Annotated in this window: 13 protein-coding genes and 1 tRNA gene; 5 read left to right on the top strand and 9 right to left on the bottom strand. The window is 55.1% G+C overall.

Annotation, left to right across the window (positions count from 1 at the left end; genetic code table 11):
- Positions 1–24: 24 nt before the first annotated feature.
- The 7 genes from WKJ03_RS00930 to WKJ03_RS00960 all read right to left on the bottom strand — a co-directional run bounded on the left by WKJ03_RS00930 (position 25) and on the right by WKJ03_RS00960 (position 13066).
- Positions 25–837, bottom strand: coding sequence for an undecaprenyl-diphosphate phosphatase (locus WKJ03_RS00930; protein WP_337840275.1), 813 nt, complete (start codon positions 835–837; stop codon positions 25–27).
- 93 nt (positions 838–930) lie between these two features.
- A complete protein-coding gene (gene recD / locus WKJ03_RS00935) occupies positions 931–2883 on the bottom strand; it encodes an exodeoxyribonuclease V subunit alpha (RefSeq protein WP_337840276.1) in 1953 nt (650 codons plus the stop codon).
- Entirely contained in the window at positions 2883–6548 is a 3666-nt protein-coding gene (gene recB / locus WKJ03_RS00940) for an exodeoxyribonuclease V subunit beta (RefSeq protein WP_337840277.1), read from the bottom strand. Before recB ends, recD begins: the two co-directional genes overlap by 1 nt.
- Positions 6548–10003 carry an exodeoxyribonuclease V subunit gamma gene (gene recC / locus WKJ03_RS00945; protein WP_337840278.1) on the bottom strand — a complete coding sequence of 1152 codons (3456 nt, stop codon included), beginning with the start codon at positions 10001–10003 and terminating at the stop codon, positions 6548–6550. Before recC ends, recB begins: the two co-directional genes overlap by 1 nt.
- A 29-nt stretch (positions 10004–10032) precedes the next feature.
- Positions 10033–11904, bottom strand: a complete 1872-nt coding sequence (locus WKJ03_RS00950) for a GGDEF domain-containing protein (RefSeq protein WP_337840279.1) — start codon at positions 11902–11904, stop codon at positions 10033–10035.
- A gap of 107 nt (positions 11905–12011) precedes the next feature.
- Positions 12012–12311 carry a YciI family protein gene (locus WKJ03_RS00955; protein ID WP_337840280.1) on the bottom strand — a complete coding sequence of 100 codons (300 nt, stop codon included), beginning with the start codon at positions 12309–12311 and terminating at the stop codon, positions 12012–12014.
- The gene (locus WKJ03_RS00960) at positions 12299–13066 is read right to left on the bottom strand and encodes a DUF3581 family protein (RefSeq protein ID WP_337840281.1); all 768 of its coding nucleotides are present in this window, start codon (positions 13064–13066) and stop codon (positions 12299–12301) included. The genes WKJ03_RS00955 and WKJ03_RS00960 overlap by 13 nt, the downstream gene beginning before the upstream one ends.
- A gap of 107 nt (positions 13067–13173) precedes the next feature.
- Between WKJ03_RS00960 and WKJ03_RS00965 the strand changes: the two genes are divergently transcribed.
- From WKJ03_RS00965 to WKJ03_RS00975, 3 genes are all read left to right on the top strand, one after another.
- Positions 13174–13596 (top strand): hypothetical protein, encoded by a 423-nt coding sequence (locus tag WKJ03_RS00965; RefSeq protein WP_337840282.1) that lies wholly within the window; start codon positions 13174–13176, stop codon positions 13594–13596.
- Between the two features lie 85 nt (positions 13597–13681).
- Positions 13682–14125: a SulA-like leucine-rich domain-containing protein gene (locus WKJ03_RS00970; protein ID WP_337840283.1), complete on the top strand. Its 444-nt coding sequence runs from the start codon at positions 13682–13684 to the stop codon at positions 14123–14125.
- Between the two features lie 75 nt (positions 14126–14200).
- Complete coding sequence (locus tag WKJ03_RS00975) at positions 14201–14698, top strand: YchJ family protein (protein WP_337840284.1); 498 nt, start codon at positions 14201–14203, stop codon at positions 14696–14698.
- On the opposite strand, the gene WKJ03_RS00980 is transcribed toward WKJ03_RS00975, so the two are convergent.
- Positions 14680–15156 carry a VC2046/SO_2500 family protein gene (locus WKJ03_RS00980; RefSeq protein ID WP_337840285.1) on the bottom strand — a complete coding sequence of 159 codons (477 nt, stop codon included), beginning with the start codon at positions 15154–15156 and terminating at the stop codon, positions 14680–14682. The two genes, WKJ03_RS00975 and WKJ03_RS00980, sit on opposite strands and share 19 nt — an antisense overlap.
- Before the next feature lie 111 nt (positions 15157–15267).
- Between WKJ03_RS00980 and WKJ03_RS00985 the strand changes: the two genes are divergently transcribed.
- Positions 15268–15352, top strand: a tRNA-Tyr gene (locus WKJ03_RS00985).
- Between the two features lie 136 nt (positions 15353–15488).
- On the top strand, positions 15489–17177 hold the full coding sequence (locus tag WKJ03_RS00990) for a response regulator (RefSeq protein WP_337840286.1): 1689 nt from the start codon (positions 15489–15491) through the stop codon (positions 17175–17177).
- A 19-nt stretch (positions 17178–17196) separates the two neighbouring features.
- Here WKJ03_RS00990 and deoC read toward each other — a convergent pair whose 3' ends face one another.
- Positions 17197–17934, bottom strand: a complete 738-nt coding sequence (deoC, locus tag WKJ03_RS00995; protein WP_337840287.1) for a deoxyribose-phosphate aldolase — start codon at positions 17932–17934, stop codon at positions 17197–17199.
- Positions 17935–18060 lie beyond the last annotated feature (126 nt).

Raw genomic sequence — 18060 nt, forward strand, 5'->3', positions numbered from 1 at the left:
CCGGTTTTTTTATTGCTTTTGTTCTTACCAGCTGACCCAGCCAAAGTACCAGGTGGCTAAAATCACCCCACCAAAGGCAATACGGTACCAGGCGAACACTTCATAGCTATGGTTGGAGACAAAACGGACAAAGGTCCGCACCGCCACCAGCGCCGCTAAAAAGGCAGTGACAAAACCAACGGCAAAGATCGGCAGATCGGCGGCTGACAATAAATCGCGGTGTTTGAAAATGTCATAAAAGGTAGCGGCAAACATAGTGGGCACGGCCAGGAAAAATGAAAACTCCGCAGCCACCTTGCGGTCAAAACCAAAAAACAGCCCACCGATAATAGTGGCGCCGGAGCGGGAGGTGCCGGGGATCATTGAGATCACCTGAGCACAACCGACTTTTAACGCATCTTTCCAGCTGATGTCGTCCACATCATGAATGCGCACCTGATGCTGACGACGCTCGGCATACAAAATCACCAGACCACCGAGCACCAACATGGTGGCGACCGTAATGGGGTTAAACAGGTACTCTTTGATTTTGCTGATAAATAACAAACCAATCACAGCGGCCGGCAAAAAGGCGACAAAGAGGTTTAACACAAAATTTTGCGCTTTACGGTCATGGGTCAGACCGGTCAGCACAGAGGTAAAACGCTGCCGGTATTCAAACACCACGGCCAGAATAGCGCCTAACTGGATGGCGATTTCAAAGACCCGTCCATCGTTATGAAAACCAATTAAATCACCAACGACAATTAAATGCCCGGTGCTGGACACCGGCAGAAACTCCGTCAGTCCTTCGACAAGGCCCAAAATAAAGGCCTTAATTAACAACCAGATATCCATTCAATAACCCTTTTTATTTATGGTTTATACGCCCCAGCCAGCTATTATCCGGTGGCCGGGGGCTTTTGCAAGCACAAAGGCTGTGCTGTGGCATTAAAGTTCCAGCCTCAGCGAGCCTGCCCTGCTGGTTTTTGCACTGACCGCCTGCAGCAACAGCTGAGGCTCAGGACACACCAGGCTAAACTGTTTTGCTGCACGGGTAATAGCGGTGTACACCAGCTCACGGGTCAACAGGGCCGAAGGTTCAGCGGGCAACAACAACACCGCATGGTCAAACTCCGAGCCCTGCGATTTATGCACTGTGATGGCATAGGCCGTTTCATGGGCTGGTAACCGACCCGGTAACACCCAGCGGATGGCTTCACCCGGTTCCGTCGAGGCAAAGGCCACCGCCAAAACCGACTTGCCCTGCCAGTCCCGGCGCAGGCAAATCCCGACATCCCCGTTCATCAGGCCCAGTCCATAATCGTTCTGACTAATCAGCACAGGCCGGCCTGAGTACCACTGGGTGCGGGCATCGACCAGCCCGTTGGCTTGTAACCAGAGCTCGACCTGCTGGTTGATCTGTTGCACCCCAAACTCCCCCTGACGCACGGCACAGAGCAGCTGAAAACGGCCAAAGGCGGACAAGACGGCCTGTGCCCATTGGTCCTGATTGGCCCCATGCAGCGGCCCTTCTGCACCTTGCTGCACCAGCCGCAAATAGTCACTAAAGCCAGACTGGCCCTGCCCGTCGGCCTGCCCGCTGAGCACCAGCTGGCGCAGATGGAGCTGCGACGGTTTAAACAGCACCTGTAAATCGGCTTTTTGTTGTTGGCACAGCGCCTGCACCTGAGCCAGGTCGCCCTGATTCACCGCCTGTGCCAGCGCCGAAATGCCACTGTCGGCAGAGAAACGGTAGCTTTTACGCAGCATAGCGATTTGTTGGTCCAGCGCATGCGGCGACGCTGTTTCCAGCTCAGCAGCTAATGGGGCATCACTTAATGCCGTCAGCCACTGCAGGGTGGCGCTGCTGTAACGCCCTTCAGCGGCGAACTCACACAAAGATCCCAACAAAGCCCCGGCTTCCACCGAAGCCAGCTGATCTTTATCACCCAACAGCACCAGCCTGGCGTTCAGCGGTAAAGCGCGCAATAAGGCGCTGAACAGCTCTACATCCAACATGGAGGCCTCATCCAGTACCAGCAAATCCAGCGCCAATGGCTGTTGCTCATTGTGATAAAAATTTTTGCTGTGTGGGCGGGCACCAAGCAGTTTATGCACAGTCGAGACTTCGGTGGGCACTGCGGCCTGAATGGCCGGTTCAAGGGCAAGAGACAGCAGCGCTTTTTGAATGGAACTGCGCAACCTGACTGCCGCTTTGCCTGTTGGCGCGGCCAGTACCAGCCGCAGTGGCGGCAATTGGTGCTGATGCTGCCATTGCTGCAGCAACGCCAGCAATTTCACCACAGTGGTGGTTTTACCAGTGCCAGGCCCGCCCGTGATCACACTGAACTGGCTGCTGGCACTTAAAGCACAGGCCAGACGCTGCCAGTCCGGTTCGGCTTTGGCGGCAAACAGCCCATCCAATAAGGTCCGTAACACCGGCAACTCCATCTGACTGCGCAACCTCTGGCTCTGGCCAGAGGTGCGTTGCAGATAGGCCTGGATCTGCTGCTGACAGGCATAAAAACGGCGAAAATACCAGGCGTCATTGGCATAGACCAGGGGCCGCTCGTCCAGCATGGCCACTGAAATGAACAGGTTCGCCTCCTGGATGCGGGACGCCCAGTCGGGGATCGGAAGTCCGGCACTCTGCAAATAGGCTTCAGCCTCCTGCAGATCCAGACATAAGTGCCCTTGTGAACTGGCTTTGCTGGTTTCACCAGCGACGAGAAGCCACAGCGCTGACAACTCTGGGCAGTGCTGCTGAAAAAACCGCACCAGCGCTTTGTCTATGGCACGCCAGTGATTGCCCGCCAGCTCCCGAATCAGCTGCGTTGCATAGGCCTGCTCCATAGTCTGATTCCTGTTTGGGTCCATAATCCGGTCCAATTGAGACTCCATCAGTGCCCCCCACTGCGTCCGCCAGACAGCAACGCATCCAGCTCAAACAGTAAATCCAGTGGAATATCCACCGCCAAAAGCCCGGCACCGGCTTGCTGTGCACCGCGGATAAACCAATAGAGCGCAGGCCCCAGCTGAACCGCCGGCTGATAGCCCGGCAAGCGGCTTTTTAGTAAACGGTGCAAAGCCAGCTGATACAGACAGGCCTGCACATCGTATCTGTGCTGCAAAAATTGCTGGGCTAACTGGTTGGTGTCGTACTGACCACTGGCATCAAAATTCGATTTATAGTCCAGCACCTGATAGCGGTCATTCTGCACAAAAGTCAGGTCAATAAAGCCTTTCAGCATGCCGCCCAGTTGCAGCTCGCTGAGCGCAGGCCTTGGCTGCTGCGGAAAAATAGCCGCGCTGATCAACTGATCCAGTGCTTTGACCGCCACCGGCTGCACCGGCAGATAAAATTCCAGCTCAGCCTGGTACTGCCCAGGCAAAAGCGCAGTCAAAGCCTGTCCTTGCAGTGCAGGTACGCGCAGCAAATCCAACAACCAGTCCAGCACAGGGGAAAGCAGTGACTGCAGGTCCGTGGGTTCCTTCTGCCAGTCGGCCTGCCACAGCCCATCCGGCAGCTGCTGCGCCAACTGGTAACGCTGGGCCAGTTGCAGCAAGGGCTCCAGCCACAGGTCCGGGCACGCCAGCGCCTGGGCGAAACCTTGCTGCGCCGCCCATTCCAGTGCGTCATGTAAAAAACTGCCTGCTTGACTGCCTTTATTAAACCGCTGGGAAAAACTGGCTGGCAGCGGGTCGGAAGCCGGCTCTGGCAGGTCTGCCGGTTGCTGTTCGACCACCAGTTCAGCATAGAGCTCTGCGGCTTTGCTTTGCTCGTCATGCTTCGTCAGCAACGCACTGTAGCTTGCCATCCACCATAGCTCGCGAACCGGCCGCTGCTTCTGACGATAACAGCGGCTTTCAGACTGAGGTTTTTGCCACTGCACCTGACTGAGTTGCCCGGCGGCAAATTCGGCCTGCACTATGGCCGGGTGCTGCAACCAGGGACTGAACTGTGCCTGCAGCGATTGTGGGCTTAAGCGCGCATCATCCGACAGCAGATAGCCGATGGCACTTGCGTCTTTCTGCGCCGCCAGGCCAAGCCAGCAATAATGCCGGGCCCGGGTCAGCGCCACATAAAGCTTGCGCATTTCTTCCGCCAACCGCTCCCGTTCCGCCAGCGCCAGCTCCTCTTCGGACGCATCCAGCCGCACCACCAGTTCAGCCGCACTGGGGTGGTAACTGATCGGGCCTTTGCTGGTATCCAGCGTACGACTGGCGGCAATAAAAGGCAGAAATACCAGCGGGTATTCCAGGCCTTTGGATTTGTGGATAGTGACAATACGAATAAGCTGCTCATCGCTTTCCAGCCGCAGCTTTTGCTCCTCAGCGCCACTTTGACCTGTGCCCGCCAGATGTTCGGCCAGATAACGCACCAGACCGGCCATGCCTTCCTGCTCAGCCGATTTCTGCTGCAGCAGTTCAGCCAGGTGCAGCAGATCGGTCAGCAACCGCTCACCGTCCGGCAATTGCTGCAAAAACTCAGCCACCAAAAAGTCCTGGATCAACTGCCATAACATGACTAATACGCCCTGCTCTGCCCAGCGCTGATGGTACAGCTCAAACTGGAGCCGCAGTTGCTCCCAGCCCAGTTCATCGTCCAGCAGCGCCGCCTGTTCAGTGTAAGAACGTTGCAGACTCCAGCTGCCCACTGCACTTCTGAGCAACGACTCGCGCTCTGGCTCAGCGCAGGCGCGCAGCCAGAGCAGCACATCCTGTGCCAGCGGGCTGTCAAACACTGTGCCCTTGTCTGACAGGTACACAGCCGGCAAGCCGCGCTGGCGCAGTGCCTGCTTGATCTGCCGGGCTTCCTGTTGATTATTGACCAGCACCGCAATGTCATTAGTTTGCAGCGCGGTAAACTGCGCGACGCCCGCAGGATCCGGCTGCCAGAAACCACAACCTTGCTGCTGCGCCTGGTTCAGGCAAAGCGCAATTTGCTCAGCACAGGCCTGCGCCATCTGCGCCAGATAGTCTGCTTTGGTCAGGGGTTTGTCCTGCGCGGCTGGATGCAGGCAAAGCGCCAGCGCTGCAGCGGGCTCACCATTCAGATAAAACTGTTCTTTGCGCCCTGCCGCCGACACCTTCTGGTAATTCAACAACTCTTTTTCAGCCAGCACAAAGGTACCCAGCGGTCGTTGCTCTGCACTGGTAAACACAAAATTCAGTGCGTCAATGAGCGCAGCTGTCGAGCGGTAATTCACCATCAACTGGTAATGACGCCCGCGGGTGGCCTGCTTGGCCTGCAAGTAACTGTAAATATCGGCGCCACGAAAGGCATAAATGGCTTGTTTGGGGTCACCAATTAACACCACAGCACAGTCCTGCCGGTTGTCCTCCAACCGGTAAATGGCATCGAACAGCTGGTACTGAACCGGATCTGTGTCCTGGAATTCGTCAATCAGCGCCACTGGGTAACGCTGGCGCAGCCGCTGTGCCAGCGAGGTTTCAGTGCCGCTTTTGTTTCCATCATTCAAGGCCTGATGCAAGCGGGTCAGCAGGGCATCAAAACCCAGTTCAGAGCGTTGCTGCAGCTGCGCCGAGAATCGCGAAGCGAACCACCAGGCCGCATGCAGCAATAATGCCCGGCGTGGCTGTGGCAAGGCCGCCAGCTGCGCCGGTAACTGCCGCATGGCTTCAAACGCCGGATGCACAGGGACCGGCCCCTTAAACACCTCCGCAAGTCCTTCGGGCGTCAGGCGGGTAAAACCGGTTTGCAACTCCAGTTGCTCCGCCGCTGGTTCCTGCGCCCAGGCGCGTAATTTATCCAGCCAGCCACGCAGGTAGTTTTCCCGGAGTTTTCGCCCATCCACCGCTTTGGCGGCAATGGCCTGCATCAGCAGCTGTTCAATCTCATCCGCCCAAGTCAGCCAGGGTGCTTTCAGCGCCGTTAACAGTTGCTGCTTCTGCTGCTGCACCACCCGTAACGATTCGGCTGGCGGCGGCGGTTGTTCAAAATGCGTCAGATGTGGCCAGACTGGCCTGACGGCCGACAGCAGCTGTTCAGGCTGTTGCCACAGTTGCAGTACCTGCGCTAATTGCGACTCCGGCAAGGGGTAATACCAGCAGCGCCAGTAATCCCGCATCACCTGCTGCTGCAGGGGGGCCGTGTCGGTGACCAGCTGCAACTGCTGCACCTGGCCTGTTGGCAGAGCAAACTCTGCCAGTACCCGGTTACACCAGCCATGAATGGTGGAAATGGCCGCTTCATCCAGATACTGCACGGCAAGCTCCAGACGGTACGCACAAAGCGGCCATTGCGCTTCCGGGTAGCTGGCACGCAGCCCGGCCAGGACCGGGTCGGCCTGCGGACTCAGTTGCCGGAAGTAGCGCGCGGCGTCCGCCAGACGCTGTGCTATGCGCTCGGTCAGCTCACGGGTGGCTGCATCGGTAAAAGTCACCACCAGAATATCTGGTGGTAACAATGGTTCGTCACGGCCATGCCCCAGCACCAGACGCAGGTACAAGGCGGCAATGGTAAAGGTTTTGCCAGTGCCGGCGCTGGCTTCAATCAGTTGGCTGCCACGCAGTGGGAATTCAGCAATGTTCAGCGGCAGCATCAGGCAGCGTCTCCTTGACCCAAACACAGCAAAGGACGATACAAAGATTCGGCCAGTGTTACCAACTGGCCCTGCTGCCAGAGCTCATTAAAGTCGGGCCAGGCCCGCTGTAAATAGCGGTCATACTGCAACACCCCGGCATTAAAGCCATCACCATGGTACAGATTGCTTAGCTTTTGCAGCGCAGCCTCCGTCAGAGGCGCTGCTTTATCCAGCTGTTTCAGTGCTTCCAGTGCCGTTTTCAGTTCCAGTGCCAAAGGCGTGCTCAGGCCTTGCCGCAACCAATGCAGCACCGCTCTCAATTGCTGCTCAGCCCGTTGCGGCGGATAGGGAGGCAGGCATAACTCGCCCTGCCGCGATAACAAATACAGACTGCACTGCACGCCACAGGCGGAACAAAGCAGCTGCAACAGATAGCCCGGAATAGCCGCCCGCACATTCAGCTCAGCTTTGGCATAGAGCCCAACAGGCACCAGTTGCACCAGGGCCAGCCCTGTCGCGCCACGGCGCAGGCCAGACAACAGATGCCGGACACTGCCATCCGGGCTTTGAAACTCCAGTTCGCTCAGGTCTTGCAGCTCCGGGTACAGGCGGCAAAGCTCCATCAGACGAATGGCCAGCTCCGGCAGGCCCTGGCTTAAATCCTGCTGCGCCAACGAGGCAGCTGCACCAACCCCCAGCAGGCCCTGACGGCTGAACTTGTCCAGACATTGACGGCAAGCTTGCTGCCAGTCCTGCTGTTGTTCGATACTGATGCGCAGTTCCGTCAACAGTTGTTGCTGGAGCTGGTAACGCTGCAACGGCTGCAACACAAAGTCTTCATCATCCAGGCTGGCCAGATGCTCACTGTCCAAATCCAGCTTCAGGCGCTGACGGAAAAAGAACTTCACCGGAGCACGTAAAAAATCGCTCAGCTGCGGTAGTCCCCATTGGGCAGCTTCTGACAAGGGCAAAGGGGCTGCGGGTAGCGACTGCAGAGGGGCGGCCTGATGCAAACTCTGCCATTCATGACGGTAACTGAACAGCCCGCCTTCCTCCGCCAAATAGCGGCTGCTGTAACTATGCAGCGGATGCTCAAAGGTGATGTGCTGCAGCAGAGGCTGTTCAGCCGGATCTTCCACGCCGGCCAGCTGCCAGCCGTTTTGCAGATGGTCGCGCAGCTGCATCACCAGGACCGAAGGCGGTTTGCTGGCATTATCCAGCACATTCTGGCCAACCCAGCTGATATACAGCTGGCTGCGGGCCGACAACAGGGCTTCGAGCAGTAAATAGCGATCATCATCCCGTCTGGAGCGGTCGCCTGCCCGGTAATCCCGCGCCAATAAATCAAAGTCCGCACGCGGCTGCCGCCTTGGATAATCGCCATCGTTCATGCCCAACAGAGCAATGATTTCAAACGGAATAGCCCGCATGGGCAACAAGGTGGCAAAATTGACCCGCCCGGTAATAAAACGTTGCTGCAACCCCGGCCCCTGCAGTTCGTCCAGCCAGGCCTGCCGGGCGACCTGCAGCGGCAGCGCCACCTCACATTGTGCCAGCTCCGCGTTGTGTTGCCACTGCATCAGCGCCTGTTGCAATTGCTGCAGTTCCTGCTCTGTGTCGAGGTCGGTCGGACTGAAGAACTGCTGCAATAACGAGCTAAACAACTGCACCCATTGAGCCACAGTGCGTTGCTGCCGCAATTGCTGCCAGCACAGTTCAAGTGCGTCAAAGAGTTCACACAGAGGCCCAAGCTCTGCAGCCTCCAGACCCGCACTGTCAGTAAAGGGCATAATGCCCTGCCAGCTGTCGCCGTTACTGACGTATCCAAGCAACATCCGCTTCAGGCCATACCACCAGCTGTGTTCCGTAAAGGCCGGGGTCAACCCCAGCTCTGCTCTGTGGGCTTCATTCAGGCCCCAGCGCACACCGGCCTGCTCCAACCAGACCTTTAAGGTCGGCAGGCTGGTGGCTGCCAGACCAAAGCGTTGCTGCACCGTGGATAAATCCAGCAGATCAAAAACAGAACTGGCGCTGAGCCGCTGCTGCTCCGGATAGAGTAACAGCTGCAACGCCTGACGCAGTGGTTGTTGGGCTGCACCTGCCTGATCCGAAATACTGAAGGGGATGTAGCGATTATCCGACGCTGGCACCCGGCCAAAAACGGCCTGAATAAAAGGGGCGTACACCTGAATATCCGGCACCATCACCATTACATCACGGGGTTTCAGTGTTGGATGTTCGGCAAAACGCTGCAATAACTGGTCATGCAGGATCTCCACTTCCCGAAGCGCACTGTGCGCCGAATGGAACTCGATGGTCCTGGCCTGAGCCAGTGTTAAGGCGGGCCATTGCGTCTTGGTTTCCTGCGGCGAGCGTAAATTCAGAATGTCACTTTGCAACTGACCAAGTAAATGACTGACATCAGGTTCAACAAACAGATCCACCCGCTGCTGGTTAAATAAATGCTGGTGTGCGGCGGTCTCGTCAAACTGGTCCAGCAGCCGGATATAATCCCGGCCCTGCTTGCCCCAGCTGGCCAGCAAAGGCTGGGTTTGCATGGCCGCCAGTTCAGCCGGTAAAGCAGCGAAGTCCAGTTTCTGCTGCTGACGATGCCGCGTCACCCGCACCCGATCTTTTTCGGCGATGGCGTCGGCCCAATACAACTGACAAGGGTTGAGTACAGCCAGCAGCACCTGGCAAAAAGGTGCAATAGCCGACAGCAGTTCCAGGCTTTGTTGTGGTAAAGAGGAAATACCAAAGACGATCACCCGACGCGGCAAAAAAGCCGGCCTTTGGGTCCATTGCCGGGCCCGTTGCAGAAACTGCTGATGCAGCACAGCACGGCTGTGCTGCTGCTCTTGGGCCGGCAAGCTGTGCATCAGTGCCTGCCACAGCCTGGCCTGCCACAGCTGGTTGTCTGGCATGGGGTTGACCGTGCCATCACTCTGGCGCAGCACTGCATGGCCCGCTGCCCAGTCGTTCAGCCAGTCCGCTCTGTACACCTGGTACTGGTCAAATAAGTCGGCCAGCGTATGACTTAAGCCAGCCAGCACTTCAGGGTCCTGCCAGTTAAGCTGATTCAGCTCTCCCAGCGGCTGCTCTGCCAGTAACAGGGGGAGCAGCTGGTACAGGCGCCAGCGCAAAGCGCCTTTGTCAAACACCGATTGTTGACTCAGCGCCAATTCAGGCAACGCCTGCTGGTACATGTGCCAGACAAATCGACCTGGCAGTTGCATCTGGACAGCGGCAGCAATACCGAGGCCGCCGCCCAGCGCATCGGAATCAGGGTCAGCCGCCAGCGCCAGTTTCAGCCACTGGGCGATGCCATTGCTTTGCACCAGCACGTGTTCCAGTTCAAGCGGCTGCAGCGGGTACGCTTTGCAAAACTGCACCACCAGAGCGCGCAGCTGCTCCAGCTGATTGGAATGCACCACCAGAAAACCAGGCTCAATAGAAGGGCGCGACATTGTCATCAGTACAACCAACTGTCCTTGTAATACGGTTATTCTGCCACACAGACCTGATTGCGGCCATTGGCTTTGGCCTGATAAAGCGCTTTATCGGCTCTGCTGATCAGGCTGGTCAGGTTCTCGCCGGGCAGCAACATTGCCAGACCCAGGCTGACCCGTACCTGCAACTCAGCGTCTATCATGCCAAACTGCAGCGCCTGAACCGCCAGCCGCAGCCGGTCAGCGGCAGCGACCGCATCAGCCAATTCAGTCTCAGGAAACAACAGTAAAAACTCTTCACCGCCAGTACGACCCAACCCATCGTCCTTGCGCAGCAACTGCTGACAACTTTGTGCCACCTGCTGCAGAACCCAGTCGCCGCTGTCGTGACCGTAGCGGTCATTGACCTGCTTAAAGTGATCAATATCCAGCAGGCAAACCGCCAGAGCAGTGTGATTGTGTTCAGCCTGCAACCTCAGGCTTTCAGCACGCTGCAGGATCCGCCGACGGTTGGCCACCTGAGTCAGCTCATCCGTCATTGCCAGATGATGCAAACGTCGGTTGCGTTTAGACTGATTGATCAGCAACCAGACCAGCAGGCCAAAGCACAACACCAGGGTGCCAAGCGCCGCATATTGCCAACGCTGAGCCTGTTGCAACGCTTCCACCTGCTGCTGGCTGAGGTTACGCTCGCGTTTTAATTGCTCGCTCTGAACCTGCTGGCGCTCAGAATCAAACTGATACCGCAGCAAATCGGCTTGCTGCTGCTGAGCTGCCTGGGTCAACCCTGTCCGCAGATGCAACACCTGCTGCACATCTTCCAGCGCCTGCTGGTACAGACCCAGTTGCTGGTAGACGGCCGCTCTGGCCTGATGCAACAGCACCAGATGCCGGGCACTGTGGTCCAGTTTCATCAGTGCTTCGGAGTCGGCAAAACTTTTTAGCGCCGTCTCCGGCTGCCCCAGTGCATGCTGGGTCTGCCCCAGATACAGTTTCAGCAACGCGCGGTAAATAGTGGTATTGACGGCACTGCCTTCAGACGCGGCCTGCAGCTGTTTGTCGGTTTGCAGCCCTAAGGCCAACGCCTGCTGGTAGTGCCCTGTTTCATACAGCATCCAGGTCAGATTCACGTTGGTGTACTGCACCCAGAGTGGTTCTTTCAGTTGCTGATAGATCACCCTGGACGCTTCGAACAGCGCCCTGGCTTGCGCAAAACGTTTCAGCTCGGCCAGCGAATAGGCTTTTTCATGCATCAGAAAGGCAATACGGAATTGGTCAGCGCTGGGAACATAGTCACGTTCGGCCTGCTCCAGATACGCAATAGCCTGCTGGTAGTCTCCCATCCGGCGATAGGTCGTCGCGATGTATTCAATGCAATAGCCTTGCCAGTAGCGATACCCCAAGGCAGAAAACAGCGCACTGGCTTCAAACAACTGCTGCAGTGACAGAGCATATTCCCCACGAAAGGAATGCAAATCTGCCGTCATCAACAACGCCTGCGCCAACACATAAGGATCCTTGCCCTTCCGTGCCACCTTCAGCGCCGCCAGCGCGGATTCATCTGCTTTACCGGCTTCCCCAAGCAGGTGGTAGAGTTCGGTCTGGCACTGCAGATACTGACTTTGCTGATCGGGCTGTTCGCTGGCTGCAACCCAGGCCTGCACCACGGTCAGACCTTGTGCCGCGTCGTCCTGCCAACGGCTGGCACAGCTGAGCCGTTGATACTCCTCTTGCCGGACCGGGTCATTGGCTGGCAACAAGGCATGCAGTTCAGCGAATAAGGCGCGTTGCTCCGACAAGTGCAGAGCGTAACGTTTGCCAGAACGGATTTGCCCGGCCAGTTCGTCAAATGCCTGCGGAGTGGCAAAAACAGGCCCTGCAACAACGTAACTGACTGCACAGCAGAGTACCGACCAAAACCGCATACACCGGCCACTTCTATCAGAATGGAATGGATCTGTTATAGCAAATATCTGAAAAAATTAAAAAACTTTTGGCCTCCATCGAGGCCATAGCCGACAGGGCCCCAAAGTCAGGGCAGCACTTTTTTAAAGGGTTTGACGGTTGAGCGCTGATAAACACCAGCCGCCAGGTAAGGATCCGACGCAGCCCAGGCCTGAGCCTGCTGCAGACTGTCAAACTGAGCCACGACCAGAGAGCCAGTAAAGCCAGCCTCACCGGGCTCTTCACTATCGACGGCAGGCAAAGGCCCGGCCAGCAATAACAAGCCGTGAGCACTTAATTCACGCAACCTTGCCAAATGCTGTTCACGCACGGCTTTTCGCTTCTCCAGGCTGTCCGGCACATCCTCCGAACAAATCATATACCACATAGCTGCTCTCCTTTGACTGAAGGGCGCAGTCTAGCCGAAAACTGCTGTTTGCGGCCATTATAAAAGTCCACCATCTGCTGCATCACCTGGTGATCATAAGGTTGCAGGTTGCTTAAAATCATCCGTTTTTCGCCACGGCCCACACGCTCGCCTGCCGTGTTCAACTCAAAGCCGAGAATGGCCAGTCCACGTTTACCTTCCACCTGCAACTGGCAATCGGCCAGCTGCAGTGTCGGCGCTTCAGAACCAAAATGGTCAAACTGCAACGACATTCTTTCATAGATCACCAAAGGGCGCTGCGGATTAATCATCACCTGATGTTGTTGCATTAAAGGCTGCAGAATATGTGGAAAGTTCTGGCCGGAAAAACGCACATAGTCTTGCACCAGGGCTTCGATATAAGCAGCCTCATGAAACAACGCGCCTTGCTGGCGCAGGATCAGATAATTTTTATCGGCGTTGTCTTTCAGTAACCACTGGTCGTCCTGAGCCACTGAACGCAACGCAACATCGGCGCTGACCATACCGGCAAAGCTGCATTCCAGCTGAGCCGCCAAGCCATGCTGAGCCACCATATGGGCAAAGAGTAAATCGCCCGGAACACAGAATCTTTTGCTGTCGGCATCATGAATGGGATTAAAATCTGTTGCCACTTCTTTGGCAAAACGGCAGGCCTGTTCTCGGCTGAACTGCACCGTTTCGCCCTGACGGTTGATAAACTGCTGTAAAAACATCGGGCTCTTCTCACTGATCATAACGGCTGCAGTGTACTCCAGTCTCGCCGCTGAATTGGTCCAGCCAGTGGTTGATCTTGTGACTCAGCTTGGGTCTAATAGCGCCGGATTTTTCAGCGGAGCTTGTCATGCCACACAGTCACCTTCCTCATTCAGCCCGGTTTCAGTCTTTGGATGAGCTGACATTGCATGAACTGCAACAAAAGTTGGAGCAGATGCAACAATTTTTGCAACAGCTTTCAACACAACCTGAGCTGGTCATGGCCGCCAGGCAAGGCGATGTGGAGCAGTCGCATAGGGCCGACCCTTTGGTGCTAAAGGCAAAACAAGGCGATGCAGCAGCGCAGTACCAGTTAGCTTTGTCCTACTTAAAAGGCCAGGAACGGCCTCTGTCGCTTTGCCATGCCACCTGCTGGTTTCAGCTGGCAGCGTTGCAGCGGCATCCGGATGCGCAGCGAGCTTTGGCAGCGCTGCAGGCCAGGCTGAACCCACTGCAATGGCAACAGGCGCAATATCTGGCGGCTGAACGGCTGGAGCAGCAAACAAAATAACTGAAAAAAGAGCTTGCTTTTTAAACAATGCAAAACTACTGTATATACATACACTGTATAAATGAACAGCTTTAGGGTTGCTACTATGTTGAATTCAGGTTCCGCTCATTCCTTCACCCCAGCTTTTGTCCGTCGTAGCAAAAGCCCGTTGTATTATCGCAAGTTACAGCTGGATGCTGACCAGTCTGCGTTGGCTGAGCTGGTATTTATTCTGCGCCAGCATCAGCACCAGAGTGGGTGGGTATTGTTGGTGGCCCCCAACCAATTGCCTGATAAAAGCCGGTTAGCAGCCTGTGGTGTCGACTTGTCCCGCTTGTTATTGATCCAGCAAAAGCAAATCAGCAATACCGACACAGTGCTGACACATGCCTTAGCCAGCAGCACTTGTGCCGCTGTAGTCGTATGGCAGGATCAGTTCAGCGAACAATCGCTGCATCGCTATCAGGACCTGGCAGAGTTGCACCAAACCTGTTTTTACCAGTTAAGCAGCCTGGATGATGCGACCGAGCTGCAGTCAAGGACACATTAATCGGCGGCTCTGAGACAGGCCGCTGGTGGGAATGCAGTTGTTGTTTTACACTCTGCGTTTTTTTGGAGCCAGCCTATGACAAGCCTCCCATCAGTTCAAACAGAAGGGCCTGTGCCCTGCCCCTGTGGTTCAGGTCAGCTATATGCGTCATGTTGCGAACCGCTGATCCTGAACCAGACAACGGCATCCAGTGCAGAACAACTGATGCGCTCGCGCTACAGCGCCTATTGCACAAAACACTACCTTTATATACAGCAAAGCTACGTGCCAGATTTGCAAGCCAGCCATCCGGTTCAGGCTTTGGCTGAGTTTGGTGATGCGGTTTGTTTTATTGGTCTTGAGATCAAAGCCAGTTCCGCGACCCAGGTGCATTTTATTGCCCGTTATATTCAGCAGGACAGACTGGAGCAGCTGGAAGAGCGATCGTCATTTGAGCAGATTGAAGGACGCTGGTACTACAGAGATGGTCAGTTAACCTCCCACCCGGCCCGAAAAATTGGCCGTAATGATACCTGTCCCTGTGGCAGTGGCTTAAAGTTTAAGAAATGTGAGCATCAGGCTGCCAGCTCCTGAGCATGCAACTGCTGCAGTATGTCATAGAGCCCTGTAGCATCCGCTTCAGGTTTAGCCCTCCCTGCGTGTTGCTGCAAATGGTGCAGGCAATGAAATGGCAGGTTGTGTTTCACCTCGTCGGCCAGTTTTTTTGCATCATGCTGCAGCACCCATGGCAGGGGTTGCAACAATTGCTGTAACTGACAACTGACCTGCCCCCCCTGATGCAATGCATCGGCCGTAAGGTCAAGACGCTGCTCATCGCCGTCAAGCCAGCCATAGTCCCGGCTTTGCTGTAAACCAAACTGCTGATACAAATCAGCCTGTACAGGCGCGTCACCTGATTCCGGAATGTAGAACTGGCCAAAGTCGCGAACATCCGGTGAGTGCATAGCCAGTACCAGCGCAAAATCAGACAAACGCTGATGCAGCACAGCTTTGTTCAGGCTTTGTCCTGTTTGCCACTCATTAATGATCATGGAGAATCGTGTCTTTGTTGCTCTGTTGTTTGCTTTATCGGCAGTCAGTAAAAAAAGTGAAGTAAAATTCTTTACATCAAAGCTCGTTTTGGTAAGATGCGTCGCACTCGTGGAGGGGTTCCCGAGTGGCCAAAGGGATCAGACTGTAAATCTGCCGGCACTGCCTTCGAAGGTTCGAATCCTTCCCCCTCCACCATCTTCCTTCTGTGTTTTTTTTTGTTGTATCCTCTTGTTTAAAAACTGACTCTTTACGCAGTGTTTCTGAATTATTGCTTGCCAAAAGCTTACATATTATCAACACTTGCCATAGTTATTTGTCTGGGTTTTGCTGAATGCCGTATAAAACTCTGGAAAATCTTCGGGTTCTGATTGTTGATGACCAACGCCCTTTCCAGCTGTTGCTCAAAGGTATTTTGTATTCGATGGGGGCTACCAATATTGCCTTTGTTCAGACCGGCGAACAGGCGTTGAGCAAATGCAGCCATATTCCTTTTGATGTGCTTTTTGTCGATTACAATCTGGGCTCCGGAAAAAACGGCCGGCAGTTACTGGAAGATTTGCGGGAAAAAAAGTTACTGCACCCTGCCGCCATTTACATGATTGTCACAGGCGAAAATCATGTGCCTATGGTGATAGGTGCTGTTGAAATTGAACCTGATGATTACATCATTAAACCCTTTTCTCAAAGCGTGTTGCGCACCCGTTTGCAGAAAATCCAGAACCGTAAAGCTCAGCTGGCCCCTATTTATCAGGCTATGCATGACGAACAACCCGAACTGGTCATTGAAGCCTGTAAACAGGAACGGGCAGCTGGCAGCCGTTATCAGAGCCTGTGCACCCGCATTCAGGCGGAAACGCATCTGAAACTGCAGCAATACGCTGACGCGGAAGCCCTGTTATCCGAAGTGCTGACCTTTAACCGGCTGAACTGGGCCTTGTTATTACAAGCCCGCCTCTGTTTTGAACAGAAACGCTATGAAGAAAGCCTGGAGTTCTGTAACGAAGCCATAGACACCAACCGGTTTTTCGCCGAAGCCATGGATTTAAAAGCCCGTAACCTGATTGCTCAGGGCCAGTTGGAAGAAGCCATGGCCATCGTGACTCATGCCGTCACTATTTCCCCTTTTTCCGTCAGCCGGCAGAACCTGTTGATGGATGTCGCCCGTGAACTCAGCGATCTGCCCAGCCTGGTGATGGCGAGCAAGCAGATTTACGAAATCACCCGGCGGGCCGCCCGGCAGGAAGTGATCCACCTGCTGAACTATATCCGCACCGTCATAGACGCTGCCACCCGCAGTGAAGAAACGACCCAACGGAATAAGTACCAGCAAGAAGCTTTATTGGCCCTGCACAGAGCAAAACGCGAAGACACCGTGATCCGGGATTTTGATTTTGAGCTGTTTGAGAGCTTGTGCCAGGCGCGGCTGGAGTCGTTAAGTGGTCAGCAGTACCTGGCCAAAAAAACCTACGCAGAAGTTGCAGACCGGGTTGAAGCTCAGTTAACAGCTGAAGCCGACCCTGAGCAACCAGACGAGTTGCCCCCGCCACCACACAGCACGGCTGACGCCATTTTGTTGTTAAACCAGATAGGTGAATACGAACAGGCACTGGCTCTGACTGAACGCCTGCAAAGTTTCAGTGGCGTGGTCGACCCTGTGCTGCAGAAACTCTTTGATGAACAGCAACAACGGGTGGAGCAACGCCGCGTTCAGTTCCAGGAACTGAACAAACGAGGTATTCAAAGTTACAAGGAAGGCAACTACAGTCTGGCACTGCAGCTGTTTGAACAGGCACTGGATGTGGCCCCGATGAACACGGGCAGTGCCTTGAATCTGATCCAGACCGGCATTCAGATGATGGCCGATCCAAAGCTGAAGAAACCCATTGATTTAGTAGAGAAATGCCGGAAAACTTTCAGGATAGTCGACAACATGCCGCTGCCGGAACATCATAAAGAACGCTACACCGAGTTACTGAATCAGTTTAATAAGCTCAAAGAAGAAAAACGCAGCTTCCGTTGAAGAAGCTGCCTTGGTTCCCTCAATAGTCCAGCGCCTGCTGAATATCCTGCAGCAAAGCGCTGGCTCCTATGCGCATAGTGGCTGCAGTCGCCAGCTGACCGGTCAGCTCTTCGTACAGGCCCAGCAGCCGCTCAGCAAATTCAATGGTGCGCACACCGCCGGACGCTTTAAAACCCACGACACGGTCAGCCGCCGCTATGGCTGTTAACATAATACGGGCGGCATCTTCGGTCACACCGACTGGTACTTTACCAGTGGAAGATTTCACAAAATCAGCGCCACTGTCGATCACCAGTTCAGTGGCTTTGCACACCTGCTGTGCCGTCGCCAGCTCACCACTTTCAATAATAATTTTCAGCAGCACATCACCACACTCTGCACGGACCTGCTGCAAAAATCCACGCACATCCTCCAACTGACCTTTCAGCAATTGCCGGTACGGCAACACACAATCGATTTCATCCGCACCTGCGGCAATGGCGGCTCGGATCTCTTGTCGCACCTGTTCAACCGGCTGGTCGCCTGATGGAAAATTGACCACTGTGGCGACAGCACAACCGGCACCGTATTGCTGTAACAACTGACGCACCACGCCAATATAAGCAGGGTACACACAAACCGCGGCGGGCTGCACTGCCCCTTGTGCCGCCAACTGCGCCTCTAACCATTGCATCACCGCAGTTTCATTGTCTTGCTCATTTAAACGGGTTAAGTCCACCAGCTTGGCCAGCTGCTGCAGACGTAATGGATGTGTCATACCTTGGTCCACTGTTGATAAAGGGCGCTGCGCGCCTCTGGTTTGTATTCAAAACGCCGGATTAAAGCAGAAAAGCCCGGTGCCGAAAAGATGATCACAAGGGGTAGCCTGATCAAATGCAACTAT

It is taken from the genome of Rheinheimera sp. (assembly GCF_037442525.1).
In the GTDB taxonomy this organism is placed as follows: Bacteria; Pseudomonadota; Gammaproteobacteria; order Enterobacterales; family Alteromonadaceae; genus Pararheinheimera.